This window comes from Hydrogenophaga sp., assembly GCF_030373245.1.
Lineage (GTDB): Bacteria > Pseudomonadota > Gammaproteobacteria > Burkholderiales > Burkholderiaceae_C > Hydrogenophaga.
Window position 1 is genome coordinate 39,090 of record NZ_JAUCZF010000002.1, and the last position, 23,651, is coordinate 62,740.

The 23,651-nt window shown below is 65.1% G+C and carries 23 protein-coding genes; 19 read left to right on the plus strand and 4 right to left on the minus strand.

Annotated features, from left to right (window positions below; translation table 11 throughout):
• The first annotated feature begins 40 nt into the window (after positions 1-40).
• The 6 genes from QUV25_RS05585 to QUV25_RS05610 are packed head-to-tail and all read left to right on the plus strand — an operon-like array spanning position 41 to position 8,283.
• Positions 41-1,198 (plus strand): flagellar biosynthesis protein FlhB, encoded by a 1,158-nt coding sequence (locus tag QUV25_RS05585; RefSeq protein ID WP_300862184.1) that lies wholly within the window; start codon positions 41-43, stop codon positions 1,196-1,198.
• Positions 1,195-3,273, plus strand: coding sequence for a flagellar biosynthesis protein FlhA (gene flhA, locus QUV25_RS05590; protein WP_300862186.1), 2,079 nt, complete (start codon positions 1,195-1,197; stop codon positions 3,271-3,273). The genes QUV25_RS05585 and flhA overlap by 4 nt, the downstream gene beginning before the upstream one ends.
• Positions 3,270-4,760 (plus strand): flagellar biosynthesis protein FlhF, encoded by a 1,491-nt coding sequence (gene flhF, locus QUV25_RS05595; protein WP_300862188.1) that lies wholly within the window; start codon positions 3,270-3,272, stop codon positions 4,758-4,760. Before flhA ends, flhF begins: the two co-directional genes overlap by 4 nt.
• The gene (locus QUV25_RS05600; RefSeq protein WP_300862190.1) at positions 4,753-5,553 is read left to right on the plus strand and encodes a hypothetical protein; all 801 of its coding nucleotides are present in this window, start codon (positions 4,753-4,755) and stop codon (positions 5,551-5,553) included. The genes flhF and QUV25_RS05600 overlap by 8 nt, the downstream gene beginning before the upstream one ends.
• A gap of 5 nt (positions 5,554-5,558) precedes the next feature.
• Complete coding sequence (locus QUV25_RS05605) at positions 5,559-6,275, plus strand: RNA polymerase sigma factor FliA (RefSeq protein ID WP_300862193.1); 717 nt, start codon at positions 5,559-5,561, stop codon at positions 6,273-6,275.
• Positions 6,276-6,282: 7 nt separating this feature from the next.
• Positions 6,283-8,283 carry a 6-hydroxymethylpterin diphosphokinase MptE-like protein gene (locus QUV25_RS05610; protein WP_300862196.1) on the plus strand — a complete coding sequence of 667 codons (2,001 nt, stop codon included), beginning with the start codon at positions 6,283-6,285 and terminating at the stop codon, positions 8,281-8,283.
• Between the two features lie 6 nt (positions 8,284-8,289).
• Here the strand turns inward: QUV25_RS05610 and QUV25_RS05615 are convergent, their stop codons facing one another.
• The 4 genes from QUV25_RS05615 to flgA all read right to left on the minus strand — a co-directional run bounded on the left by QUV25_RS05615 (position 8,290) and on the right by flgA (position 10,411).
• Positions 8,290-8,697 carry a hypothetical protein gene (locus QUV25_RS05615; RefSeq protein WP_300862199.1) on the minus strand — a complete coding sequence of 136 codons (408 nt, stop codon included), beginning with the start codon at positions 8,695-8,697 and terminating at the stop codon, positions 8,290-8,292.
• A 77-nt stretch (positions 8,698-8,774) separates the two neighbouring features.
• Complete coding sequence (locus QUV25_RS05620) at positions 8,775-9,149, minus strand: hypothetical protein (protein WP_300862201.1); 375 nt, start codon at positions 9,147-9,149, stop codon at positions 8,775-8,777.
• Between the two features lie 29 nt (positions 9,150-9,178).
• Positions 9,179-9,529 carry a flagellar biosynthesis anti-sigma factor FlgM gene (gene flgM / locus QUV25_RS05625; protein ID WP_300862204.1) on the minus strand — a complete coding sequence of 117 codons (351 nt, stop codon included), beginning with the start codon at positions 9,527-9,529 and terminating at the stop codon, positions 9,179-9,181.
• Positions 9,530-9,643: 114 nt separating this feature from the next.
• Complete coding sequence (gene flgA, locus QUV25_RS05630; protein WP_300862206.1) at positions 9,644-10,411, minus strand: flagellar basal body P-ring formation chaperone FlgA; 768 nt, start codon at positions 10,409-10,411, stop codon at positions 9,644-9,646.
• A gap of 259 nt (positions 10,412-10,670) precedes the next feature.
• On the opposite strand from flgA, the gene flgB reads away from it, so the two are divergent.
• The 13 genes from flgB (at position 10,671) to queC (ending at position 23,592) form a co-directional block, all read left to right on the plus strand.
• On the plus strand, positions 10,671-11,072 hold the full coding sequence (gene flgB, locus QUV25_RS05635) for a flagellar basal body rod protein FlgB (protein ID WP_300862209.1): 402 nt from the start codon (positions 10,671-10,673) through the stop codon (positions 11,070-11,072).
• Positions 11,073-11,204: 132 nt separating this feature from the next.
• Positions 11,205-11,609, plus strand: a complete 405-nt coding sequence (gene flgC / locus QUV25_RS05640) for a flagellar basal body rod protein FlgC (RefSeq protein ID WP_300862212.1) — start codon at positions 11,205-11,207, stop codon at positions 11,607-11,609.
• A 14-nt stretch (positions 11,610-11,623) separates the two neighbouring features.
• Positions 11,624-12,289: a flagellar hook capping FlgD N-terminal domain-containing protein gene (locus QUV25_RS05645; RefSeq protein WP_300862215.1), complete on the plus strand. Its 666-nt coding sequence runs from the start codon at positions 11,624-11,626 to the stop codon at positions 12,287-12,289.
• A gap of 62 nt (positions 12,290-12,351) precedes the next feature.
• The gene (gene flgE / locus QUV25_RS05650; protein WP_300862217.1) at positions 12,352-13,566 is read left to right on the plus strand and encodes a flagellar hook protein FlgE; all 1,215 of its coding nucleotides are present in this window, start codon (positions 12,352-12,354) and stop codon (positions 13,564-13,566) included.
• Between the two features lie 170 nt (positions 13,567-13,736).
• On the plus strand, positions 13,737-14,474 hold the full coding sequence (flgF, locus tag QUV25_RS05655; protein WP_300862220.1) for a flagellar basal-body rod protein FlgF: 738 nt from the start codon (positions 13,737-13,739) through the stop codon (positions 14,472-14,474).
• A 24-nt stretch (positions 14,475-14,498) separates the two neighbouring features.
• Entirely contained in the window at positions 14,499-15,281 is a 783-nt protein-coding gene (flgG, locus tag QUV25_RS05660; RefSeq protein WP_300862223.1) for a flagellar basal-body rod protein FlgG, read from the plus strand.
• Positions 15,282-15,417: 136 nt separating this feature from the next.
• Positions 15,418-16,101, plus strand: a complete 684-nt coding sequence (locus QUV25_RS05665) for a flagellar basal body L-ring protein FlgH (protein WP_300862225.1) — start codon at positions 15,418-15,420, stop codon at positions 16,099-16,101.
• A 20-nt stretch (positions 16,102-16,121) separates the two neighbouring features.
• Positions 16,122-17,315 (plus strand): flagellar basal body P-ring protein FlgI, encoded by a 1,194-nt coding sequence (locus tag QUV25_RS05670; RefSeq protein ID WP_300862228.1) that lies wholly within the window; start codon positions 16,122-16,124, stop codon positions 17,313-17,315.
• Between the two features lie 193 nt (positions 17,316-17,508).
• Complete coding sequence (gene flgJ, locus QUV25_RS05675; protein ID WP_300862231.1) at positions 17,509-18,396, plus strand: flagellar assembly peptidoglycan hydrolase FlgJ; 888 nt, start codon at positions 17,509-17,511, stop codon at positions 18,394-18,396.
• 1 nt (position 18,397) lies between these two features.
• Positions 18,398-20,293: a flagellar hook-associated protein FlgK gene (gene flgK / locus QUV25_RS05680; RefSeq protein WP_300862234.1), complete on the plus strand. Its 1,896-nt coding sequence runs from the start codon at positions 18,398-18,400 to the stop codon at positions 20,291-20,293.
• Positions 20,294-20,305: 12 nt separating this feature from the next.
• Complete coding sequence (flgL, locus tag QUV25_RS05685; protein ID WP_300862237.1) at positions 20,306-21,523, plus strand: flagellar hook-associated protein FlgL; 1,218 nt, start codon at positions 20,306-20,308, stop codon at positions 21,521-21,523.
• A 28-nt stretch (positions 21,524-21,551) separates the two neighbouring features.
• Positions 21,552-22,781: an HDOD domain-containing protein gene (locus QUV25_RS05690; protein ID WP_300862240.1), complete on the plus strand. Its 1,230-nt coding sequence runs from the start codon at positions 21,552-21,554 to the stop codon at positions 22,779-22,781.
• 34 nt (positions 22,782-22,815) lie between these two features.
• Positions 22,816-23,592 carry a 7-cyano-7-deazaguanine synthase QueC gene (gene queC / locus QUV25_RS05695; RefSeq protein WP_300862243.1) on the plus strand — a complete coding sequence of 259 codons (777 nt, stop codon included), beginning with the start codon at positions 22,816-22,818 and terminating at the stop codon, positions 23,590-23,592.
• Positions 23,593-23,651 lie beyond the last annotated feature (59 nt).

The window sequence follows — 23,651 nt, forward strand, 5'->3', positions numbered from 1 at the left end:
AATTCCACAATCTGACTCATCCCTTCGATGAGTCAGAGCCATGGAATCCTCCAGTCAGGACAAGAACCTACCCGCCACGCCGCAGCGCCTGAAAAAAGCACGCGACGACGGCCAGGTGCCGCGGTCCAAGGACCTGTCGAACCTGGCGGTGCTGGGCGGTGGCGCCCTGGTCCTGGTGGCCTTGATGCCCATCGGTTTCGAAGCCTTGCGCACGGCGCTGCGTGCCCAGCTGCTGTTTGATCACAGCACCCTGATCCAGCCACAACAGATGCTGGAGCGCCTCATTGGTGGTTCTGTTCAGGGCCTGATGCTGGTGCTGCCCCTGGGTCTGGTGGTGCTCGCGGTGGCCATTGTCGCCATCGTGGCATCGGGCGGTTATGCGCTGAGCAGCAAGCCCATCACGCCCGATCTCACCCGCCTCAGTCCACTGGCTGGCATTGGCCGCCTGTTTTCCAAGCAGCAGCTGTCTGACACCGCCAAGCTCGCGGGCATCACCGCTGTCATCGGGGTGGTGGCCTGGCAGTTTGTGGGCGCCCATGTGGCGCCGTTCAGCACACTGCTGATGATGCCGCTGGAAGGCGCGCTGGGTCAGCTGGGTGCCTGGATGTCGACCGGCGTCACACTGCTGTTAGTCGTGGTGCTGTTGTTCGCGGTCATCGACGTGCCGCTGCAGAAATACCTTCATGCTGGCCAGCTGAAGATGTCGCTCGAAGAGGTCAAGCGCGAGCACAAGGAAATGGAGGGCGACCCCCACGTCAAGGCACAGCGCCGCGCTCGCCAGCGCGAACTGGCCCAGCGCAACAGTGTCAACGCCGTGCCCCGCGCCGACCTGGTGGTGATGAACCCAACCCACTATGCGGTCGCGATCCGCTACGACGACGCCACCATGAACGCGCCGCGCGTGATCGCCAAGGGGGCCGACCTGCTGGCCATGCGCATCCGCGACGTGGCCAAGGCCAGCGATGTGCCTGTGCTGCAGTCTCCCATGCTGGCGCGCGCGCTCTACGCCCACGCCGAAATCGACAGCGAGATTCCGGCTGCGCTCTATACCGCAGTGGCCCAGGTGCTGGCCTACGTGTACCAGCTCAAGGCAGCGCTCAGGGGCCAGGGCGCCATGCCCGGTGACCTGCCGCAGCCCGAGGTGCCACGCGAACTCGATCCGCACTGGAAACCCGCTCCCACCGAGACCGCCACATGAACGCCCTGATGCCCCTGCAACAATGGTTCCAGCGCAATGCCGCCTGGGCTGGCGGCCTGGCCGCGCCCATGCTGGTGATCACCGTGCTCTCGATGATGGTGCTGCCGCTGGCGCCCTGGGTGCTCGACACGTTTTTCACCCTCAACATTGCACTGGCTCTGGTGGTGATGATGGTGGCGGCTTACATGAAACGGCCGCTGGACTTCTCGGTCTTTCCCACCGTGCTGCTGCTCACCACGCTGCTGCGGCTCTCGCTCAACGTGGCCTCCACCCGCGTCGTGCTGCTCGAAGGTCATACCGGACCGGGTGCCGCCGGCGCGGTGATCGAGGCCTTTGGCAGCTTCCTGATCGGCGGCAACTTCGCAGTCGGTTTCATCGTGTTCGCCATCCTGGTGGTGATCAACTTCGTGGTGATCACCAAGGGCTCAGAGCGCATCGCCGAGGTCTCGGCGCGCTTCACCCTGGACGCCATGCCGGGCAAGCAGATGGCGATCGATGCCGACCTCAACGCCGGGCTGATCGACGAAAAGGAAGCCAAGCGCCGCCGCGCCGAGGTTGGCGAAGAGGCCGAATTCTTCGGCTCCATGGATGGCGCCTCCAAGTTTGTGCGCGGCGACGCCATCGCCGGCATTCTCATCCTCATCATCAACATCATCGGTGGCTTTGCCATCGGCATGATGCAGCACGGTCTGTCGGCCGGGCAGGCCGCTGACAGCTACATCCTGCTGGCGGTCGGCGATGCGCTGGTGGCCCAGATCCCGGGCCTGCTGGTTTCGGTAGCCGCTGCCATGGTGGTCTCGCGCGTGGGCAAGGATGCCGATCTGGGCGCCCAGGTGATGAGCCAGATGTTCCTCTCCAGCAAGGTGCTGGGCATCGCCGCCGCCGTGCTGTTTCTGCTGGGCATCGTGCCAGGCATGCCGCACACGGTGTTCCTCACCTTTGCCGCGCTCATGGGCGGGCTGTGCTGGTGGCGCCTGGGCCAGGAGAACGCACCCGTGATCGAGCCTGAGGCGCCGGTGGCGGCCAGCGACGGCGAGGCCACCTGGGACGATCTGCAGCCGGTCGACCTGCTCGGTCTGGAACTGGGTTATCGGCTGATCGCCATGGTCGACAAGGACCGTCAGGGTGATCTCCTCACGCGCATCAAAGGCGTGCGCAAGAAGTTCGCGCAAGAAGTGGGTTTCCTGCCGCCGGCGGTGCATGTGCGAGACAACCTGGAGCTGCGCCCCAGCGGCTACCGCATCACGCTGCGCGGCGTGGTGGTGGGCGAGGGCGAGGTCTTCCCCGGCATGTTCCTGGCCATCGACCCAAGCGGCATCGGCACCCCCCTGATCGGTACGCCCACCACCGACCCTGCATTTGGTCTGCCGGCGCACTGGATCGAAGACAAGCAACGGGAAAGCGCGCAAATGGCCGGTTTCACCGTGGTTGATTCCGAGACCGTGCTGGCGACCCATCTTTCACACTTGATGCAAGTCCAGGCAGCGCGCTTGCTGAGCCGGACGGAGACCCAGGATCTGGTCGAACACGTGACCCGCCTGGCCCCCAAGCTGATCGAAGAAGTCGTGCCCAAGATGATTTCCATCGCCGTGTTCCAGAAGGTGCTGCAGTTGCTGCTGGAAGAGTCGGTGCATGTGCGCGACATCCGCACCATCATCGAGGCAATCGCCGAACACGCCACGGCCACCACCGAACCGGTCGAACTGGCCCGCCGCGTGCGCATGGCGCTGGCCCCTGCCATCGTGCAGCAGATTTATGGCCCGGTCAAAGAGCTGGAAGTGATTGCCATCGAGCCCGGCCTGGAGCGGCTGCTGATGCAGGCGCTGACCGGCAACGGCAACGGCGCGCTCGACCCAGGTGTGGCCGAAATGCTCAGCAAGTCCGCCACCGACATCGCCAACCGCCAAGAGGAAAAGGGTGTACCTGCCTGCCTGCTGGTGCCTGACGCGATCCGCAACGCCATGGCGCGCCTTTTGCGCCGTGCCGCACCCCGCCTCCAGGTCCTCGCGCACAGCGAGATTCCTGAAACCCACCTGATCCGCATTGGCCCCATCCTCGGAGAACTTGCAGCATGAACATCCAGCGATTCACAGCGCCGACCTCGCGCGAGGCCATGGCCAAGGCCCGCAACACCTTTGGCGACAGCGCCGTCATCCTGTCGACCCGATCGACCCCAGACGGCTTCGAGGTCATGGCCGCGGCCGAAGAGAGCCTGGCCAACCTGGCCACCAGTGCGCCTCCAACAGGTCGAGCGCCTCAAGCCATTCGCACCCGGCCGGCGGCGCCCACCAGCAGCTCGGATGCAGCTGCCGATTCGGTGGAAGCCGACACCGAAGCGCTGGCGATGAGCACGCTGTCGTTCCAGGAGTACGTGCGTGAGCGCATGCTGCGCAAGCGCCGGGGCGAGGCCAGCGAGGACACTGCACAGGCCGAGCTGCCCGGGCCTGCGGCTGCGGCCGCCCGCGGCGCCGAACCCATCCAGGTGCCAGTAAAGCGTGTCAACGCGCCGGCCGCTCGCATGATCTCCCCGATGCCAGCGCCCATCCGCACTCGCGCCGTGGTCAATCCGAGCTGGGAAGACTCGAAGCCATCACAACCCGAGCGAAGCAACACCAACCAACAGGTGGCGGTGGAGCTGTCGGCGCTCAAGGAGATGATCGAAGAACGCTTCAACACCCTCGCCTGGCTGGGTTCTTCCAAGCAGAACCCGATCCAGTCGCAGCTGATGCTGAAGATGATCCGGGCCGGTTTTTCGCCCAGCATTTCGCGCGCCGTGCTCGAGCGCGTGCCGGCCGACAGCGGCGCGCCCGAAGCCATGCGTTGGCTGATGGATGTGATCACCCGCAACCTCAAGGTGGCCGCGCCGGGTTCGGGTCTGGTCGACGAGGGCGGCGTGATTGCGCTGATCGGCGCCACCGGTGTCGGCAAGACCACCAGCGCCGCCAAGCTGGCCGCGCAGTGTGTGCAACAGTTTGGCGCTGGCAGCGTAGGCCTGATCACCCTCGACACCTACCGCGTTTCGGGCTACGAGCAGCTGCGCGCGTATGGCCGCATGCTGGGCGTCGTGGCGCACCAGGCGCACGACCGCGCCGCGCTCAAGGACCTGCTCAGCCTGCTGGCCAACAAGCGCATGGTGATCATCGACACCGCTGGCCTGGGCCAGCGCGACCAGCGTATCCAGGACATGCTGGACGTGCTGGACGTGCCCAAGGTGAAGAAGGTGCTGGTGGTCAACGCCGGCGCACATGGCGACACGCTGGACGATGTGTTCGCGGCGTTCAAGGCCTCTTCGCTGCATGGCGTGGTGCTGTCCAAGGTGGACGAGGCGGTCAAGCTGGGTCCGGCGCTGGACGCGCTGATGCGCCACCAGGTGATGCTGCGGGGCGTGGCCAACGGCCAGCGTGTGCCCGAGGACTGGCAGCACGGCGACGCAAGTGCGCTGGTGCGCTTGTCCATGGGCACCGAAGGCAAGTCGGCCTACGACCCACTCTCGACCGACATGGGCTTCTATTTCTCCCAGGCCTCCACCCGCGGCATCGACCTGGGGACCTCGCATGTTTGAAATCGGATTCGATCAGGCAGCGGGCTTGCGGACCACGTCCCCGCCCGCGACCGGTATCCATGTGATGCCGGTGGTCAGTCTGAATCGACCTGCGCTGGCCTACGAGCTGCTGTGCACGCTCGCCGCCCAGCTGACGGCCCTGCGCCAGTCGGTGGTGATCATTGACGGCAGCGCGGCCGAACAGCCTGGTCGCTGGCCACAGCCCGGCGCTCACCTGGGTTTGCTGCAGGCACTGCAAAACCCCGACATCGACGGCCTGGAACAGGCGCCGCTGGGCGCTGAGTGGCTGGTGATGCCGGGCGCGCTGGGTTTGCAGGCCCTGACCCAGACCGCTCGGCTGGCGGGTCCGGCTGTCGCCTTGTCTCGGCTGGCCGCGCCGTTTTCGCCTGGCGTCTGCGTGCTGGTGTTTGCATCCGCCGCACTGCAGGCGGAACTCTTTGGTGGCCTGGGTGCTCGCGCCCTTGTGCCGGTGCTCGATCGCACCCAGACCACGCTCGACGCCTATGGCGCGGTCAAGCAGCTCCTGCACGCGGATGTGATTCCGGTGCTCGCGCCGTGGACCGATGGCATGAGCCCGCCTGCCGTGCCCCTACAGCAAGTGGTGGACACGGTCACCGATTGCGCCCAGCGCCACCTTGGTGTGGCCGTGGACACCTGGCCTCAGGCCACCTGGGCTCAGCGCACCCAGCTCTGCGCCCTGTCGGCCGGAGCAACAGGCCACAGCGGTGCAGTGGCCTACCGACAGTCCAGCACGGCGCCCCACCGCCGCGCTGCCGCCCCGCTTTGGAGTTGATGACGATGTACACCGCCAAAGGCACCTTGAACCGGGATGACCAGTTGCGCCAATACACCCCGCTGGTGCGCCGGCTGGCCCACCACATGATCGCCAAGTTGCCGCCCAGCGTCGAGATCGACGATCTGATCCAGGTCGGCATGATCGGCTTGACCGAGGCCATATCGCGCTTCGAACCCTCGCAAGGCGTGCAGTTCGAAACGTTTGCCAGCCAGCGCATTCGCGGCGCCATGATCGACGAACTGCGTGAAGGCGACTGGATGTCGCGCGGTTCTCGCAAGAGCCAGAAAGACATCGAAAAGGCGGTGCACACACTGCAGCAAAAGCTGCACCGAGCGCCCAAGGAGTCCGAGATTGCCGCCGAGCTTGGCCTGGCACTGACCGATTACCAGCAGCTGCTGGGCAAGGTGCGTGGTACCCAGCTGGTGTACCTGGAGGACATCAGTGGCCATGGCGACGATGAAGACAGCTTTCTCGACCGCAACATGGGCGAAACCGACGCTGAGCCTTCGGCCGTGTTGCAGGACCATCGCATGCGCACCGCCCTGGTGGCGGCGATCAAGCTGCTGCCCGAGCGCGAACAGCAGATCATGAGCATGTACTACGAACACGACATGAACCTGAAGGAGATCGCAGCCGTGCTCGGCGTGACCGAATCGCGCATCTGCCAGCTCCATAGCCAGTCCATCGCCCGCCTGAGAACCCGATTGCGCGAGCACTGAGAACACCATGACACCACCCACCGCCGCTGCCCAGACCGCCGCCCGCCGCAAGCCCGGTGATCCTGCGCAACAGCGTGAAGCCTGGTTTGAGCAGGCCAGCGAAGCCGCCTACCGCGCCGTGCTGGCCATCACCCAGAATCAGGAGACGGTCGCGCGCCGCGCAATCGATGAACTGCGTTTCCTGAAAAGTCTGATCAACACCGGAGAGCCGCACCAGGCCGGTCCGCAGGAGCTGGTGAACGTTGCGCCGGTCTCGCTGCAGCGCATGCGCCTGGCCTTCGAGGCCATCCGGGACTCTGATGCAGTGATCCGTGCCTGGGTGCAGCAGAACTTGGCGGAACAGGCCCTACCGCTGCCGGACGTTCTGGTCTGGCAACGCCGCATCGACCATGCACTGCCCGAGCTCTGGAATTTTGAGAGCGACTTGTTGCTGTTGCGTGGCAGCCCGCCCGCCGAGTTGCTGGACGCCTTGCGCCAGCGGGGTCAGCGCCGCCTGCTGGTGCTGCTACCTGAACCCGCGCTGGAGACGGTCGCGCTGCAGCCGACATCCGAACAGTGCGTGAGCCATGATGGCGCCGTGCTGGCCGCCTTTGTCTCCACCCTGAACCGACCCTATCCCAAAACCCTCGCCTGCTTGCAGGTGCAGGCCGCTCCCGAGGCCTCAGACAGCGAATCGGCACAGGCCGAGGTGGAACAGCGTATCCACAAAGCGGTGATGAACAACTGGATGGACCACAACACCCGGCGGCACTTTGCTCAGTGCTGGGTGCAGCAGGGCGTGGCCAACATACCGGCCATCGCACACCACGCCAACCTGCATGCCCTCGATGCCTGCTTTCGCGGCCGCCCCGCGATCCTGATTGCACCCGGTCCTTCGCTGGACAAAAACATCGAGCAGCTCCGTCAGGCGCAGGACAAAGCGGTGCTGATCGCACCCTTGCAGTCGCTTCGCCGCTTGTACAAGGCGGGCATCCGGCCTGACTTTGTGACGGTGCTGGACGCCACCGATCTCACCACCGATCCGTTTGATTTTTTCAATGACGTGCCCGATGACTTTCTCACCACGCTGGTGGTGGCGGTCAACTGCCACCCCAACGTGATCCGCCGCTTTGAGCGCGTGTATTTTTTCTCGGGTGGCGGCCCGCTGGATCGCTGGGTGCAAGAAATCGTGCCCGAACCGCTGGTCAACCTGGAGGCTGCTTCCGTGGCACTCAGTGGTCTGCTGCTTGCTCAGCAATGGGGTTGCAACCCGATCGTGCTGGTCGGTCACGATCTGGCGCTGGCAGGCAGTCGCCGATACGCCGAAGACGCCCAGCTCAACAACCTGAATGCGCCACAGCTCTTGACCCTGCCCGGCTACTTCGGTGGCACGGTGCAATCCCCTTCAGACTACTTCCTGTTTCACAACCAGTTTGAGCAGATCGCCGCCCACATCGCCAACGTCAGCCCGCAGACACGTTTGTACAACTGCACCGAAGGTGGCGCTTTCGTGAAGGGCTTTGAGCACGAGCCACTGCAGCGCGTGCTCGATGACCACGTGGTCGGGCTGTCGCTTTCGCCCGCGACTGACCGTGTGGCTGGTGCTCAGGCGCCCAACCCCGGACGCCTCGACGTGGCCAGGACGCGCCTGCAGCGAACTTTGGAGACCCTGGACGATCTGCAGCGGCAGGTCCGGCAACTTCAGCGCCTGAGCCAGCAGCCTCGCCCCAAGGCTGCACTGTTGCGCAGGCTGTCGGAGCACGAGCAGGTTCTGCGCACCCAGCTCAAGCGGGTGCAGGGTTTCTCGACCGTCTACCAGGACGCCATCGACCAGGCGGTGCAATCGGCGACGAAAGCCAAGACCTTGCAAGACAACCTGGTCGCGTCCCGCGAGCTGTATCAGGTCATCAGCGACGGCTGCGAGAACTTCCGTCCCCTGGTTTGCGAGGCGCTGGCTGCACTGGGGTCGCCAGTCCCGCTGACCGCAGTCGAGCCGGTGGCGTCGCAGGACGTCAGCGCTGTGGCCTGAACCCGGTCACCGGCCCGGCAAGCGCACGCTGACCGAGCGGCCGCCGTAGCCGCTCACCTGGTCGCGTGCCTGAACCGTCACCACCTGAACCGTGGGCGCGATCTTCACGCCATGCAGGTCTCGGGTAAAGGGCTGCTCGTGCTGGTGGTCGTGCCACAGCTTGCGCTCGCTCAGCACCTGGCCGTCTGGTGCGGTGATGCGAAATCCGTCTGCGTAGCGGCGCGGCGTGTCGTAGGGCGAGGACACCGTGACGTCAAAGTTGAACACCCCGGGGCCAGCCGACCGAACCTGAACCGACAGCACGTCGGGAAACAGGGGCGCCTGGGGCACGGCGGCATGCTGGCTCAGCGCCACGGGCAGTGTGAGCACACCCAGCAGGATCAGCCAGGCGGCGCGCAGAGTGGTCGAGAACATGCTGCCATTGTGAACCAGGCAGGGTGCGCACGAGGCGTGTCGAGGGACAGTGCGGACCGGGTCGGACCTCAGCCGTTTCAGGCCGAGAGGTAGGCTCGACCTGCACCGCCGGTGGCGGACACCTGACCAGGCTGGCGGCCATAGGTCGCAGGGGCTTGCTGCGGCAGCAGGCTGTGCACCGCGCGCTGGCTCTGGGCGCTGGCTCGCAGAACGGCATGGCGCAGCTGGCCGAAGCGCTGGGCAGCGCGCTGCATACCGGCGTGCAACGTGCTGCCGGCCTGGGTGAATTCGCTGGTGCGAGGCGCTTGTTGCAGCGTGGCTTGTACGCAAGCGCTGGCGAGCCGCACCGCCTCTGCGTCACCTTGAAGCAAAGCCGATTCCAGATCATCAAGCCCTGCTTGCAGCGCGAGCAGCCAGGGATGGGGCGGCGTGTGAGCGAGGGCAGGGTTCATGGTCGAGAGTGCTCAGTGAGGCGAGAGGTTCAGCCGCGCGATCCGCCCAGCATCTCGCTGGCGTTCGACAGCATCTTGTCGGCAATGGCTTCGGCATTGACCTGGAAACTGCCGCTGGCAATCGCCGCTTTCATCGCCTCGACCTTTTCGGTATTGAAGACCTCGCTGCCACCGCCCGCCTGGCTCGTGCCTGACAACGCTTGGCTGGCCGAGGACGACAGCGTGACGGTGACGCCGGCCTGTGGCTTGGCTGGCGCAGCAGCGCCCCCGGCGGCCGCAGCGCCCGCGCCTTCGGCACCCACAGCTGGCGTGGCCGCCGCTTTCTGGGGGCCGCCTGCCACGGAACCAATGTAGGAATCCGGTGAAGAATCGACTTTCATTTCACTCTCCAAACCCCGCAAGTGGGGCGTTGTGGAAAGACTATCGGCGTAAAAGCGGGTCGACTTGAGCTCTTTTTTGTCGAATGTGTCACAGAAGCGGCCGCCATGGTGGGCTCACAGCGAGAGCTCGACCGTCTGGCCATCTTTGACCAGGCCGGTGACCACGCGGCCGCCCGGCAGCCGGACCCTGGTGATTTGCCCGAGCTGGCCCGACGACAGTGCCTGCCCGGTCACCACCACCTGAAAGCCGGCTCCGGTCTGGGTGACCCGGACCTGCGAGCCCGCGCTGAAGGCCAGTGTCGGGCGCACCATGTTCTGGCGCAGGGCCTGGCCGGGCAGCAGGGTGTAGGCCGCTTGCTGTCCGACCCACATCGCCTGGTTGGCCAGGATCGAGGCAGGGTGCTCTGCCCAGTCCACATCGGCCATTTCGGCGTCGTCTTGAGTCAGCACGTCGCCGGCGTTGACCGGGCGCCGCAGCACCCAGGCCGGGCCGAAGGCCTTGACCGTGACCGGCAGGTAGACATTCCAGCGCGTAGGGCCGTCAATGCAGCGCAGACCGATTCGAGCGCGGCCCCAGAGCCGCGTGTTGGCCGGCAGGTGAGGCTCGACCTGGGCGCAAGGGGCCAAGCGCAGCCGCTGATCCAGCGAGCCCACCACCAACTCGGCCCGCAGCGGTGCATCGGCCGACTGACCCAGCGAGGCATTCACCGAAGGCTGCAGAAAGTCGCGCGCCACGCGCTCCAGCTCGGCGCTCTCGGCGCTGGGCTGAGCCGCGCGAACCGATGCAGTGCCCACCAGACCACCCAGCAAAACCAGGAACAGGCACAGCAGGCGCCATGCAGCGGGCTGGTGTTGCAAACGAAGCGTGGACGGTTGGCGCATGGGACTTCTCCTGAATCGGCGGGGCATTTGCCTGGGGTCGGTGGCAGGTGGGCCGGACAAGGCGCACAGACCATGGCGGCAGGTTCTCCATGGTGGCGTCTGCCGACGACGGCTAAGGCTTGAAAAACATGGCTTTGGGGGGGCTGTTCCCTTCATTGCCAGGGCTCAAGTTTTTCCATACTTGGCTCCAGCCCGGTGAAACAAGCGCATTGCGTGTTTGCCTCACCGCCCTCTCAGCACACCGCACAAGGTGATCACCATGCTCGAACAGTTGACCGCCCGCCTGGATTTCCATGCCCAGTCGCTGCTGCTGCGCTCGCAGCGCCAGCAGGTGATTGCCAGCAACATCGCCAACGCCGATACGCCCGGCTTCGTGGCGCGTGATTTTGATTTCACCCAGGCACTCAAACAGGCCACCGGTGGCGCTGTTGCTTCGGCGCCCAGCCTGACCAGCGCCGGTCACATGCAGCTGGGCAGCCGCGGCGGCAGCACCGCCAATATGGCCTACACGGTACAGACCCAGCCCAGCCAGGACGGGAACTCGGTGGACCTCGATCGCGAGCGCGCGAACTTCGTGGACAACAGCATCCGCTACGAGACCACGCTGCGATTCATCAACGGGCATGTGAAGACCATGCTCAGCGCGATCAGCGGGCAATGACGGTGAACACCCACCGCATCGGCTTCGCCGCCACCCCCCTGGGTGGGGGTCAACACCAGCGGCCTGGCAGAGCCAGTTCCGCGGTGTCTGCTGGATCAGACACTTCCTGCCGCGAGGCCTGAAAGGATTCTCATGTCCATGTTTTCCATTTTTGGTGTGTCGGGCAGTGCGATCAGCTCGCAGTCGCAGCGGCTCAACGTGGTGGCCAGCAACCTGGCCAACGCCGATGCGGTGGCGGGGCCAGACGGCCAGGCCTACAAGGCGCGCCAGGTGCTGTTCCAGACAGTGCCCATGGGCGGCGCCGGCAATGCGGGTGTGAAGGTGCAGAACATCACCGAGAACGAAACTCCAGGCCGACGGGTGCACAACCCGGGCCATCCGAGCGCCGATGCAGAGGGCTATGTCACGCACTCCAACGTCAATCCGGTGGAGGAGATGGTCAACATGATCTCCGCCTCGCGCTCGTACCAGAACAACGTCGAGGTCATGAACACGGCCAAGACCCTGCTGATGAAAACGCTCCAGATGGGGCAATGACCTGAGGTTCCACCATGTACTCAAGCGCTCTCAATCTCAATGGCCTGGGCACCCAGGTCGGCAGCTCCACGCGAGCGGACAAGGCCGACAGCAACACCGATCCACAAGCCGCGCAGGACCGGTTCCTCACGCTGCTGGTGGCACAGATCAACAGCCAGGATCCGCTCAACCCGATGGACAACGCGCAGATGACCACGCAGATGGCGCAGATCAATACCGTCAGCGGCATCCAGCAGCTCAACGCAACCCTCAAGGGCATGTCCGAGCAATACGGCTCGATGCAAAAACTGCAAGCCACTTCGCTGATTGGCCGGCAGGCCTTGATGGACGGCAACGCGCTCACTTTCCAGGGATCGACCGCCCAGGGTGCGCTGTTGCTGGAGAGCGCGGCGTCTGGCGTTCAGGTGGACATCCTCGGTACCAACGGGACGCTGATCGATTCGGTCCAGCTCGGTTCACTGGGGGCAGGACAGCACGCCTTCGAGTGGGAATCCCGAGGGCTGGACCCAGCCACGGTTGCAGGATTTGCCGTGCGGGCGACAGCTGCAGGGCAACCGCTGGCGGCCACGCCGCTGTCGCGCCAGACCATCAGCTCGATCGGATTTTCAGGTGGTGCACTGAACCTGCAGCTGCAGGATGGGCGCACGGTGGGCTATGAGCAGGTCCGCGCGTTCATGTGAATCCGCGGTCCCGCCGACCAGTTTTTCTCTTCTCCCAACTTTCGTTTCCCAAGGAAATCATCATGGCATTCCAACAAGGTCTCTCGGGTCTGAACAGCGCCAGCCGAAATCTCGACGTCATTGGCAACAACATCGCCAACGCCAACACGGTTGGCATGAAAGCATCGCGCGCAGAGTTTGCCGAGCTCTACGCGAACTCCATCAACGGGTCGGGCAATTCGAACACCGGACTGGGCGTGAGCGTGGCTGCGGTGACGCAAAGCTTCACCCAGGGCAACATCACCATCACGGGCAACGAGCTTGACATTGCCATCAACGGCAATGGTTTCTTCGAGCTCACCAATCCCGATGGTTCGCTCTCTTACACCCGAGCCGGTCAATTCAAGCTCGACCGCGATGGAGGCATCGTCAACAACCAGGGCTCCCAAGTGATGGGCTACCCCACGGATGCCGCTGGCAATCGACTCAGCTTCGAGTCCGCTCCGCTCACGCTGCCCACGGGCGGACCCATTCCTGCGCAGCCCACCAGCCAGATCACCGCCGAGTTCAACCTCGATGCACGGGCCGTCGTGGCTGCCTCGGCCACACCCCCCACGCCGATCTCCACCTACGGCACCTCGCTGGTGGCCTTTGATCCGCAAGGCCTTGAAATTCCGGTGGGGCTGGCGTTCCAGAAGACCGCGAACAACCAGTGGAACGTCTACACCAGCGTCAATGGGTCCGACCCGGCCTTGTCCACGCCCTTTGCGGTGAGCTTCCTCGCCGACGGCACGCTGAACCCGGCTACCGTGATCCCCCCGATCACCCTGGCCTCGCCCAACGACCCCGCGCAGACATTCACTGCACAGCTTGACTTTGGCCAGGTGACGCAGTTTGGAACCAGTTTCGCCGTGACCAACCTCACCCAGGATGGCTTTCGACCCGGTGAGCTGACCAGCCTCAAGGTGGAAGACAACGGCGTGGTGCTGGCGCGCTACTCCAACGGTGAGTCGAGAGCTGCTGGGCAGATTTCCCTGGTGAACTTTCGCAATGCGCAAGGACTGGCGCCCACCGGCGGCGGCAGCTGGAGCATGACATTCGCCTCAGGCGATCCGGTCCGAGGGGCACCCGGGGAGGGCAAGCTGGGCTTTCTTCGTGCAGGCGCGGTGGAAGACTCGAACATCGATATCACCTCGGAACTGGTGAGCATGATGACGGCGCAGCGCGCCTACCAGGCCAATGCGCAAACCATCAAGACCCAGGACCAGGTCATGAGCACGCTTCTCAATATGCGCTGACAGCGCACCCCTCGATCCGCCGGTGGCGTCATCCCCAGAAGGGGGCGGCACTGGCGGTCTGGCAAAGCCAGGTCCGCTGGTGCCCCTGGTTTCGGACACCTCGCTCTGGTTCCCTTGTTGGTCTTCGTGCTTCTCTTGTCTTTTTCAGTCGCGTTCACCTGGAGTTCCCCATGGACCGCATGATTTACACCGCCATGACCGGCGCCAACGCGGCGCAGCACCGGCAACAACTGCTGGCAAACAACCTCGCCAATGCGTCGACGCCGGGCTTTCGCGCCGAGCTTGCGACCTTTCGCGCGGTGCCGGTGCGCGGCGATGGGGCCAGCACCCGCGTGTTTGCGCTGGAGGCCACGGCTGGCCATTCGGATGCACCCGGCCCAGTCACCAGCACCGGGAGAAACCTGGATGTGGCCGCACGGAGCAACAGCTATTTCGCGGTGCTGGGACTGGACGGCACCGAGGCCTACACCCGCGCCGGCGCGCTCGAAGTCGATGCCGAAGGCACGCTGGTCAACCCCCAGGGCCTGCCCATGTTGAGCGACGGCGGTCCCATCGTGGCGCCTGTGGGTGCGCAGCTCGCCATTGGCGAAGACGGCACGGTGACCGCCAGCGTCAACGGGCAACCCCCTCAGGCGCTCGGCCGGCTCAAGCTGGTGACACCAGACGCAGATAACCGCCTCAAGCGCAGCGAAGACGGCCTGTTCCGAGGCCCGCTGGGCGATCCGCTGGCGGCCGATGCCAACGCGCGCCTGCAAAGCGGCGCGCTCGAAGGCAGCAACGTCAATCCCATCGAGGCCATGGTCGGGATGATCGCCGTGGCGCGCCAATTTGAAGTGCAGATGCGCATGTTGCAGAACGGCGAGACCAACGACAAGACCGCCGCCCAGTTGCTCAGCCTCAATGGCTGACCCTCGTTTTTCCAGGAGCACCCCATGATCAATTCGCTGTGGATTTCCAAGACCGGCATGCAGGCCCAGCAGACCCAGCTGGACGTGATTTCCAACAACCTGGCCAACACCTCCACCAACGGCTTCAAGCGCGCCAACGCCGTGTTTGAGGACCTGATGTACCAGAACCTGCGCCAGGTCGGCGCCAACAGCGCCGAGCAGAGCGAGCTGCCCACCGGCCTGCAGCTGGGCCTCGGTGTGCGCACTGTGGCCACGTCGCGCTCCTTTGCGCAGGGCAGCCTGCAACAGTCGGGCAACAACCTCGATCTGGCCATCAGCGGCAATGGCTTTTTGCAGGTCAGCATGCCCGATGGCACCACCGGCTACACCCGCGATGGCAGCCTGCAGATCGACGCCCAGGGCCGCATGGTCACCTCCAGCGGCTACCCGCTGACCTCGGGCATCACCATTCCCGCCGAAGCGCAGAGCATCACCGTCTCCAGCGACGGCGTGGTCTCGGTCAAGCTGCCGGGCAGTGCCCAGCCCTCGGTGGTCGGCAACATCGAGCTGGCCAACTTCATCAACCCGGCCGGCCTGGAGCCGCGCGGCCAGAACCTGTTCACCGAGAGCCTGGCCTCGGGCAACCCGATCAACGGCGCACCCGGCAGCGCGGGCATGGGCACGGTCATGCAGGGTTTTGTCGAGACCTCCAACGTCAACGTGGTGCAGGAACTGGTCACCATGATCCAGACCCAGCGCGCCTACGAGATGAACTCCAAGGCGATCCAGACCAGCGACCAGATGCTGCAACGCCTGGCGCAGTTGTGATGGCCCACCCCCGCCGCGCTTCGCGCGACCCCCTCAAGGGGGCAACGCTGGCGGCCCGGCAAAGCCGGTTCCGCGGCGTTCTGGGCTGGAGTCACGCGCTTCGACTTGCTTCGGCTATGGCCACGGGAAAAGCTTCATGAATCACTTTTCTATTCCTCGTATCGTTCCGCTCGCGCTCCTGGTTCTGACCGGCTGCGCGTCGCTTCAAAACACGCCCGAGGTCGACGTGGTGCCTGTGTCGGCGGTGCGCTATGCGCCGGCGCCAGTGGTGTCGGCAGTGCCTACGGGTGGCATTTTCCAGGCGGCGAGCTACAGGCCAGCGTTTGAGGACCCGCGTGCGCGCTTGCCGGGCGACAGCCTCACGATCCAGATCACCGAGCGCATCAACGCGAGCCAGAAATCGTCGGCCTCGATCGACCGCTCGGGTGAGTTGTCGGCCAGCGTGTCGGCGTTCCCGTTCTTGAAGGCGCCGTTGCTCGACAAGTTCCAGACCGGGGCCGAGTCGTCGAACAGCTTCGCCGGCACGGGCGGCACCGAGAGCGCCAACAACTTCTCGGGCTCGATCACCGCCACCGTGCTGGAGGTCTTGCCCAACGGCCACCTGGTGGTGGCGGGTGAAAAGCAGATCGGCGTGAACCAGAACGTGGACGTGCTGCGCTTCTCGGGCACGGTCGATCCGCGCCAGATCCAGCCAGGCAACATCGTGCCCTCCGCGCAGGTGGCCAACGCGCGCATCGAATCGCGTGGTCGCGGCGCTCAAGGCGAAGCGCTCTCAATTGGCTGGTTGGCGCGGTTCTTTTTGAGCGTTATCCCGTTCTGAGCTTGCCCAGAATAGGGCTCATGAAATCCCAGTTTGTGCCGATGACCGCCCCGCTCAACTGCCGCCTGTTTCCTGCCGCGCCGACCAGCGCGCGAGCCTGGGGGCTGCTGCTCGCGACCGTGGGGCTGATCGCACTCACCCTGTGGTGGGCTGAGCCGGCGGCAGCGCAGGGCATCCGGGTCAAGGAAATTGCCTCTGTGCAAGGTGTGCGCAGCAACCAGCTGACCGGCTATGGCCTGGTGGTGGGCCTGGACGGCACAGGCGACCAGACCACGCAAATGCCTTACACCGCGCAAAGCCTGCAAAACCAGTTGCAGCAGCTCGGCCTGTCGCTGCCTCCGGGCGCGAGCCTGCAGCTGAAGAATGTGGCCGCGGTCATGGTCACCGGCCAGCTGCCGGCGTTTGCCCAGCCCGGCCAGATGATGGACGTGACGGTATCGTCCATCGGCAACGCCAAATCGCTGCGCGGCGGCACGCTGATCACCACGCCGCTCAAAGGCGCCGATGGCCAGATCTACGCGCTGGCCCAGGGCAACCTGCTGGTGGGGGGTGCGGGTGCATCGGCCGGTGGCAGCAAGGTGCAGATCAACCACCTGAGCGCTGGCCGCATTCCGGGTGGCGCCCAGATCGAGCGTGCGGTGGCCACGCCATTTGCGCTCGGCGACACCATCGACCTGGGCCTGGATGCCAGCGACTTCCAGACGGCGCTGCGCGTCACCGACGCCATCAACAAAAAGCTGGGCAGCGGTACCGCCAATGCGGTGGACGGCCGCGTGATCCGCCTGCGCGCCCCAGCCGATCCCAATGCCCGTGTCGGTTTTCTCGCCGCGGTGGAAGAGGTGCGGCTGGAAGCGCCGGTGCCGGTGGCCAAGGTCATCATCAATTCGCGCACCGGCTCCATCGTGATGAACCAGGCCGTGACGCTGGCGGCTTGTGCCGTGTCGCACGGCAACCTCTCGGTCAGCATCAGCTCCACGCCGGTGATCAGCCAGCCCAACCCGCTGTCGCCCGGCGCGCAGACGGTGGTGACCGAAAAAGCCAACATCCAGATCAGCCAGGACAGCGGCTCGCTGATCGAAGTGCCCGCCGCCGCCAAGCTTTCTGACGTGGTGCGCGCGCTCAACGCGCTGGGCGCCACGCCGCAAGACCTGCTCGCCATCCTGCAGGCGATCAAGGCCTCGGGTGCGCTCAATGCGGAGCTGGAGGTGATATGAACCACCCCCGCGCCGCTTCGCGTCACCCCCTCAAGGGGGCAACACCTGCGGTCTGGCAAAGCCAGTCCCGCGGTGTTCTGAGGCAGTTCATTTCGCGCCGGATGTTTCCTCGCCACCTCGCCGACACGACGGGCATGTTGCGCGTCGAGGTCATGGCCAGTCGCCGGCAGGAGATGCTGGCCTGGAGGTGGTCATGACCAGTTCGCCCCTGTCTTTCCAGGGCCTGGCGGCCGATCCGGGTGCGCTCAATGCCTTGCGCTACAGCGCAGGCTCGGGCAAGGACGAAAAGGCAGCGCTCAAAGAGGCGGCCAAGCAGTTTGAGTCGCTGTTCATGCGCGAACTCATCAAGAGCATGCGCGAGGCCACTGAGAAGTCGGGCTTGATGGATGGTGAGGGCACCAGCCTGGGCACCGATTTGCTGGACCAGCAGTTTGCCGTTCAGCTCTCGGGTCTGCCGGGCGGCCTGTCCGACGCAATCCAGCGCCAGCTCGGGCGCCAGATCGTGTCTGGATCAACTTCCGGCACAGACAACAGCCCACTGCCGCGTAGCAGCGACCTCAGTACCGTGGGCCGCCTCGGTGCAGGACCGCGCCAGTCTGGCTTTGTCAATCAGCACGGCGAAGCTGCGGCCATGGTGTCGCGCGAGTCGGGCATTCCGGCCAGCTTCATGATCGGCCAGGCCGGACACGAAACCGGCTGGGGTCGCAGCGAGATCCGCCACGCCGATGGCTCCAACTCCCACAACCTGTTTGGCATCAAGGCCACCGGTGGATGGAAGGGCAAGGTCGCCGAGATCACGACCACCGAATACATCGACGGCGAGCCACGCAAGGTCACCGCGCGTTTTCGAGCCTACGACTCCTACGCCGACTCGTTCCGCGACTACGCCCGGATGATCAGCCAGAGCCCACGCTACGAGCCGGTGATGGAACAGCTGCATTCGGTGCAGGGTTTTGCCAGCGGTCTGCAACAGGCCGGCTACGCCACCGACCCGCAGTACGCTGCCAAGCTCAGCCGCGCGATCAACGCCACGCTGAGCCTGCAGCGCGGCATCGCCTCGTCGAGCAACGGGACGGTCTGACATGTCGGGCGCACTCAACATCGCCACCCGGGCACTCAATACCAACCTGGCAGCCCTGCAGGTCATTGGCAACAACATTGCCAACGTCAATACCGATGGCTATTCGCGCCAGAACGTGCTGCTGCAGTCTTCGGGCTATCAGGAGTTTGGCAATGGCTTCTTTGGCAAGGGTGTGGAAATCGCCACCGTCACCCGATCGCACAGCGCCTACCTGACGCGCGAGGCCATTCTGTCCCAGTCGGTGGCCTCGGCCGATGGCTTGCGCCTGAGCAAGCTCAGGCAGATGGAAGACCTGTTTCCGACCGGAGAAGCCGGTCTCGGTTCGGCCATGAACAGCATGCTCAACGCATGGGCTGACGTGGCCGCTGCGCCCAGCAACCTCACTGCTCGTGTGGTCGTGCTGGCAAGAGCCGATGAATTGGCGGCGCGCCTGCGCAATACCGCTTCGCAACTGGATCAGCAGAAGCAAGGTGCTGTGCTGCAAGCGGAAGGCACGGTGACCACGGTGAACCGGCTGGCACAAGACCTGGCCTCCGTCAACCAGCGCATCATCGAAACCCAAGGCTCTGCGAACACCCCCAACGACCTGTTTGATCAGCGCGATCAGCTGCTGAGTGAACTCAACAAGTACATCCAGACCTCCAATGTGCCTGGTCAGGATGGCACAGTGAGTGTGTTTGTCGGTGGCAGTCAGCCCCTGGTTCTGGGGCGCAATGCCAATCAGCTCGCCGTGACCAGTGATCCCATCGATCCGGCCCGCAAAGGCTTGTCCTTTGTGCAAAGTGGCGTGACCACGCCGCTGAGCGACAACACCCTTGGCGGCGGTGAGCTCGCCGGGTTGATGACTTTCTTGAACCAGGATCTGCCTGACATGCAGAACCAGCTGGGTCGCATGGCGCTGGCGCTGGCCACCACGGTGAACCAGCAGCACCGTCTGGGTGTGGACCTCAACGGCGTGGCCGGTACCGATTTTTTTGTGCCGCCCTCGGCCGCCACCGGCCTGCCGGCGCCAACCAACACGGGCAGCGCCACGGCGCAGGTGAGGGTCAACGATCCGGCCGCGCTGCGCGCCTCCGATTACGAGCTGCGCGTCAATGCCACTGGCGTCGACGTGATCCGTCTGAGCGACGGCCTGAGCACTTCCATGGGTCCCCTGCCGGTCACGCTGGACGGTCTTACCTTCGAGCTGCCCAGCGGAGCTGTTGCACCGGGCGATCGTTTCGTGTTCCAGCCCTATGCGAGCGCGGCCCGCAACATCAGCCTGTCGCTCGCTGCGCCTGACCAGTTGGCGGCAGCCAGTCCGGTGCTGGTCACACCCGGATTGGGCAACGCCAGCGGCATGAGCGTGGAGAGGCTCTCGGCGGTCAGTCCCTCCGCGAGTCTCACCAATCCCGTCACCATCAGCTTTCAGGCCGACGGCACTTACACCGTTGTGGACCCGGTGGCAGGCACCAGTTCAAGCGGCAATGCCTACACAGCGGGTCAGCCGATCAATGTCAACGGCTGGAGTCTTACCCTTCGAGGCAGTCCGACCGCGGGCGACAGTTTTGAGGTCGCGGGTGCACCGGCCGGCTCCACCCGTCAGAACGCAGGCAATGCAGGCGCCATCTTGGCGTTGCGCGAGCAGCCTACCTTCGAAGGAGTGCCGCTGGCCGATGGCTACACCAGCCTGTTTTCTTCGCTGGGGACCAAAGTCCAGTCGGCCCGATTCGCGGCCGACTTCACCGCCCAGGTAGCAACGAGCGCCGAGAGCGCTCGCGCCGGCGTGTCTGGCGTGAACCTGGACGAGGAGGCCGCCCGGCTGTTGCAGTTCCAGCAGTCGTATCAAGCCGCAGCAAAGTTTCTGCAGATCGCCCAGAGCACGTTTGACACGCTGCTCCAGACGGTCGGTCGATAGCGAGGGCACACCATGCGAGTCTCTACAGCCAACAGCTACGACACCACCGTCAGCACCCTCTCGCGGCGGCAGGCCGATCTGTCTGCCCAGCAAGAGCGCTTGTCTACCGGCAAGCGCGTACTTCGAGCCAGCGATGACCCGGTGGCCGCCACACTGGCCGAGGCCGCGCAGAACAGGCTTTCCCGCGTGCAGGGCGATCAGCGGTCTCTGGAGTCCTCGCGCACCAGCCTGGCGCAGGCCGAGAGTGGTCTGGCCGAGTTTGGCGATCTGATCCAGAAGGCGCGGGACCTGATGCTGTCCGCAGGCAACGGGACGTTCGGTCCGAACGAACGCGAAGACATCGCTCGCCAACTCTCGGGTCTGCGAGAGCAGATGATTGGTCTGGCCAACCGCCAGGACAACGCCGGGCGCACCCTGTTCGGTGGTCTGGGAGGTTCGACCACCCCGTTTGTGGATCTTTACGGGCCGAGCGGCGGTGCGGTGCAGTTTCAGGGCCAGCGCGGGCAGCAGGCGGCGGGCAATACCTCGTTGCCGCAGTCTTTTGATGGGGATGCGATCTGGATGCGCATCCCTCAGGGCAACGGCAGCTTCACGCTGGCTTTGCCCGATACCAACAGTGGCTCGATCCGTGCAGGCCTTGGGCAGGTGACCAACCCCGCCGCACTCACTGGCCAGCGCTATGACATCACGTTCGCTGACGTGGGTGGCGTGATGCAGTTCACCGTGACCAACCTCGACAACCCCACCGCTACCGGCTTGCCAACCAATCAGCCTTACCAGCCCGGCGCCACCATCAGCTTTGACGGTCTGTCCTTCGACATGCAGAACCCTGCCACGGCAGGAGATCGCATTGAGCTGCGACCGGCATCTGGTCCAACCGACATCTTCAAGGTTGTTCAAGATACGGTGGACGCACTTCGCTACGTTGGCTCCAGCAGCGATGCGCGCCGGACCCACGAACTGAACCGCACGCTCACCGAGCTGGATGCCGGCCTTGACCGCGTGCTGCTCGCGCGCGGTCAAGCGGGTGAGTGGCTCAACCGCGCCGACTCACTCGGCGCCATGCTTACCACCCGCGCCGTTGCCTACGAGACCGAAAAGTCGCAGCTGGAAGACCTCGACCTGATCAAAGGGATTTCCGATTTCCAGAACCAGCAGCTGGGCCTGGAAGCGGCCCTCAAGTCTTACGCACAGGTGCAGCGTCTGTCTCTGTTCGAGTTTGTCCGTTGAGTTGAAACCAGCCAATTCCTGCATGCGCATGAGCCACACCGTTCTTGACAGCGTCGCACTGGGCTACCAGCCGGTGTGGAACCGCGCGCGCCAGCTCGCGGCGGTGCGCCTGCGGGTGCACGTGACGCATGCCGAAGCGGTCGACGCCGAGCACCTGCTGCGGGTGCTGGGCATCGACTGGCCGGCGGCGGCGCCGGTGCTTATCGTCTCGTGCGATTCGACCGATCTGCTGCAGCAGGCGCTGCAGTGTCCGGCAGTGCGCAACACCTGGCTGGAGGTGCCAGGTGCCTGGTTCGAGGTGCCCGATCTGCTGGCCCAGCTGAGCCAGGCCCGCCGAGCGGGCCACGTGCTGCTGCGGCAGGTCGACCTGGCCGACGTGCGCGGCGAGCTCATCACCCCGCTTGACGCGCGCAGCCTGCTGCGCCTGAGTCCCGAAGACGCGCTGGAGGCCCTTCGCCGCAGCCGTCCCGGCGCGCCGCTCGAAGCCGGTTGGCTGATGCCGGGCCAGATCTGCGCCGGCGTGGCCGATCGCCACCTGGCGGCCCTGTGTCTGGACGACGCCGGTGCCTGGGGATTGCTGGGCTGGCCTGAGGAAGACGTGCTGCACGCCCACCGCCACCAGCCCCTGGCCTGTTCGGAGAGCGTGATCCAGCAAATTCTCCAGGCCATGAGCGATGAGTGTTCACTGGATCAGCTCGAACGCTTGATCCGGCAAGACCCGGTGCTGGTATTTCGCCTGCTGGCGCTGGTGAATTCCGCTGCGTTCGGCCTGCGGCGAGAGATCCAGTCGCTGCGCCACGCCATCATGTTGCTGGGCTTTGATTCGCTGGGTCGCTGGCTGAGCGAGCAGCTCGCTGGCGCCGACAGCGACCCCGAACTGCACCCGGTGCGCTACGCCATGGTCATGCGCTCGCGCCTGGCCCAGCACCTGCTCGAATCCGGCTCCGAGGACGATTTGCGCGCCGAGGTCTACACCACCGCGCTTCTCGCCGAGCTCGACCGTCTGCTGCACCAGCCGCTGGGCACGCTGATCAACAAGCTGCCGCTCTCCGAGCGACTGTTCGACGCCGTGCTGCGCGGCACCGGTCCCTATCACCCGTTGCTCGATGTGGCCCGGGTGCAGGGCGATCCCGACATCCTGCGCCAGCTGCCCGCCGTCTGCGAGCGCCACGAGATGAGCCTGGAGCATGCCAACCGCAGCCTGCTGCGCATGCTCGCCAGCAGCCGCGACCACGCGCGTCCCGTGGCGTCCGCCTGACCCCTGTTCGGTATCGCGCGCTACCATCGCGCCCATGCACGTTCCTCCGCAGCCTTCTCTGTCCGCACCCCGCCACACCAGCGCCCTGGTGCTGTTCTCCGGCGGTCAGGATTCCACCACCTGCCTGGCCCAGGCGCTCGCGCGCTACCCGCGTGTGGAAACGCTGGGTTTCGACTATGGCCAGCGGCATCATGTGGAGCTACAGGCGCGCATCACGGTGCTGGAACAGCTGCGCGAACGTTTCCCCGCCTGGCGCGAACGACTCGGCGAAGACCACCTGCTTGACCTCGGCGTGCTCGGTCAGGTCAGTGACACTTCGCTCACGCGAGAGACCGCGTTTCACATGGAAGCCAGTGGTCTGCCCAATACCTTTGTGCCCGGGCGCAATCTGCTGTTTCTCACCTTTGCCGCCGCGTTGGCCTACCGTCGCGGTATCGACGTGATCGTCACCGGCGTCTGCGAAACCGACTTTTCTGGCTACCCCGACTGCCGTGATGACACCATGAAAGCGCTGCAGGTCGCACTCTCGCTGGGCATGGACCACCGCTTTCTCATCGATACGCCGCTGATGTGGATCGACAAGGCCGAGACCTGGCAACTGGCCCAAGAGATCGGCGAAGCCTCGGGTGTGGCGCAGGGAGGCCAGCAGCTGGTGGACCTGATCGTCGAGCACACCCACACCTGCTACCTCGGCGACCGCACGGACCGCCACGCGTGGGGCTACGGGTGTGGCGAATGCCCGGCCTGCGAGCTGCGGGCCAGGGGCTGGGCCGGGTTTTCAGCATCGCGCACCCAAGCCGTCCAGCCTTGACCTGAGGAGCTTGGCAAGGCCGAACCATGCGCTGATGGCTGCGCAGGCTAGCCGGCGTG

What these genes read in the sequence shown, in the direction of transcription:
- flgK (WP_300862234.1), top strand. Translation starts at nt 18,398, where the DNA reads ATGTCGGGCGCACTCAACATCGCCACCCGGGCACTCAATACCAACCTG.
- QUV25_RS05645 (WP_300862215.1), top strand. Translation starts at nt 11,624, where the DNA reads ATGTACTCAAGCGCTCTCAATCTCAATGGCCTGGGCACCCAGGTCGGC.
- flhF (WP_300862188.1), top strand. Translation starts at nt 3,270, where the DNA reads ATGAACATCCAGCGATTCACAGCGCCGACCTCGCGCGAGGCCATGGCC.
- QUV25_RS05690 (WP_300862240.1), top strand. Translation starts at nt 21,552, where the DNA reads ATGAGCCACACCGTTCTTGACAGCGTCGCACTGGGCTACCAGCCGGTG.
- queC (WP_300862243.1), top strand. Translation starts at nt 22,816, where the DNA reads ATGCACGTTCCTCCGCAGCCTTCTCTGTCCGCACCCCGCCACACCAGC.
- QUV25_RS05665 (WP_300862225.1), top strand. Translation starts at nt 15,418, where the DNA reads ATGAATCACTTTTCTATTCCTCGTATCGTTCCGCTCGCGCTCCTGGTT.
- flhA (WP_300862186.1), top strand. Translation starts at nt 1,195, where the DNA reads ATGAACGCCCTGATGCCCCTGCAACAATGGTTCCAGCGCAATGCCGCC.
- flgA (WP_300862206.1), bottom strand. Translation starts at nt 10,411, where the DNA reads ATGCGCCAACCGTCCACGCTTCGTTTGCAACACCAGCCCGCTGCATGG.
- flgJ (WP_300862231.1), top strand. Translation starts at nt 17,509, where the DNA reads ATGACCAGTTCGCCCCTGTCTTTCCAGGGCCTGGCGGCCGATCCGGGT.
- flgM (WP_300862204.1), bottom strand. Translation starts at nt 9,529, where the DNA reads ATGAAAGTCGATTCTTCACCGGATTCCTACATTGGTTCCGTGGCAGGC.
- flgC (WP_300862212.1), top strand. Translation starts at nt 11,205, where the DNA reads ATGTCCATGTTTTCCATTTTTGGTGTGTCGGGCAGTGCGATCAGCTCG.
- flgL (WP_300862237.1), top strand. Translation starts at nt 20,306, where the DNA reads ATGCGAGTCTCTACAGCCAACAGCTACGACACCACCGTCAGCACCCTC.
- flgB (WP_300862209.1), top strand. Translation starts at nt 10,671, where the DNA reads ATGCTCGAACAGTTGACCGCCCGCCTGGATTTCCATGCCCAGTCGCTG.
- QUV25_RS05605 (WP_300862193.1), top strand. Translation starts at nt 5,559, where the DNA reads ATGTACACCGCCAAAGGCACCTTGAACCGGGATGACCAGTTGCGCCAA.
- QUV25_RS05670 (WP_300862228.1), top strand. Translation starts at nt 16,122, where the DNA reads ATGAAATCCCAGTTTGTGCCGATGACCGCCCCGCTCAACTGCCGCCTG.
- flgF (WP_300862220.1), top strand. Translation starts at nt 13,737, where the DNA reads ATGGACCGCATGATTTACACCGCCATGACCGGCGCCAACGCGGCGCAG.
- QUV25_RS05615 (WP_300862199.1), bottom strand. Translation starts at nt 8,697, where the DNA reads ATGTTCTCGACCACTCTGCGCGCCGCCTGGCTGATCCTGCTGGGTGTG.
- QUV25_RS05585 (WP_300862184.1), top strand. Translation starts at nt 41, where the DNA reads ATGGAATCCTCCAGTCAGGACAAGAACCTACCCGCCACGCCGCAGCGC.
- QUV25_RS05600 (WP_300862190.1), top strand. Translation starts at nt 4,753, where the DNA reads ATGTTTGAAATCGGATTCGATCAGGCAGCGGGCTTGCGGACCACGTCC.
- flgG (WP_300862223.1), top strand. Translation starts at nt 14,499, where the DNA reads ATGATCAATTCGCTGTGGATTTCCAAGACCGGCATGCAGGCCCAGCAG.
- QUV25_RS05610 (WP_300862196.1), top strand. Translation starts at nt 6,283, where the DNA reads ATGACACCACCCACCGCCGCTGCCCAGACCGCCGCCCGCCGCAAGCCC.
- QUV25_RS05620 (WP_300862201.1), bottom strand. Translation starts at nt 9,149, where the DNA reads ATGAACCCTGCCCTCGCTCACACGCCGCCCCATCCCTGGCTGCTCGCG.
- flgE (WP_300862217.1), top strand. Translation starts at nt 12,352, where the DNA reads ATGGCATTCCAACAAGGTCTCTCGGGTCTGAACAGCGCCAGCCGAAAT.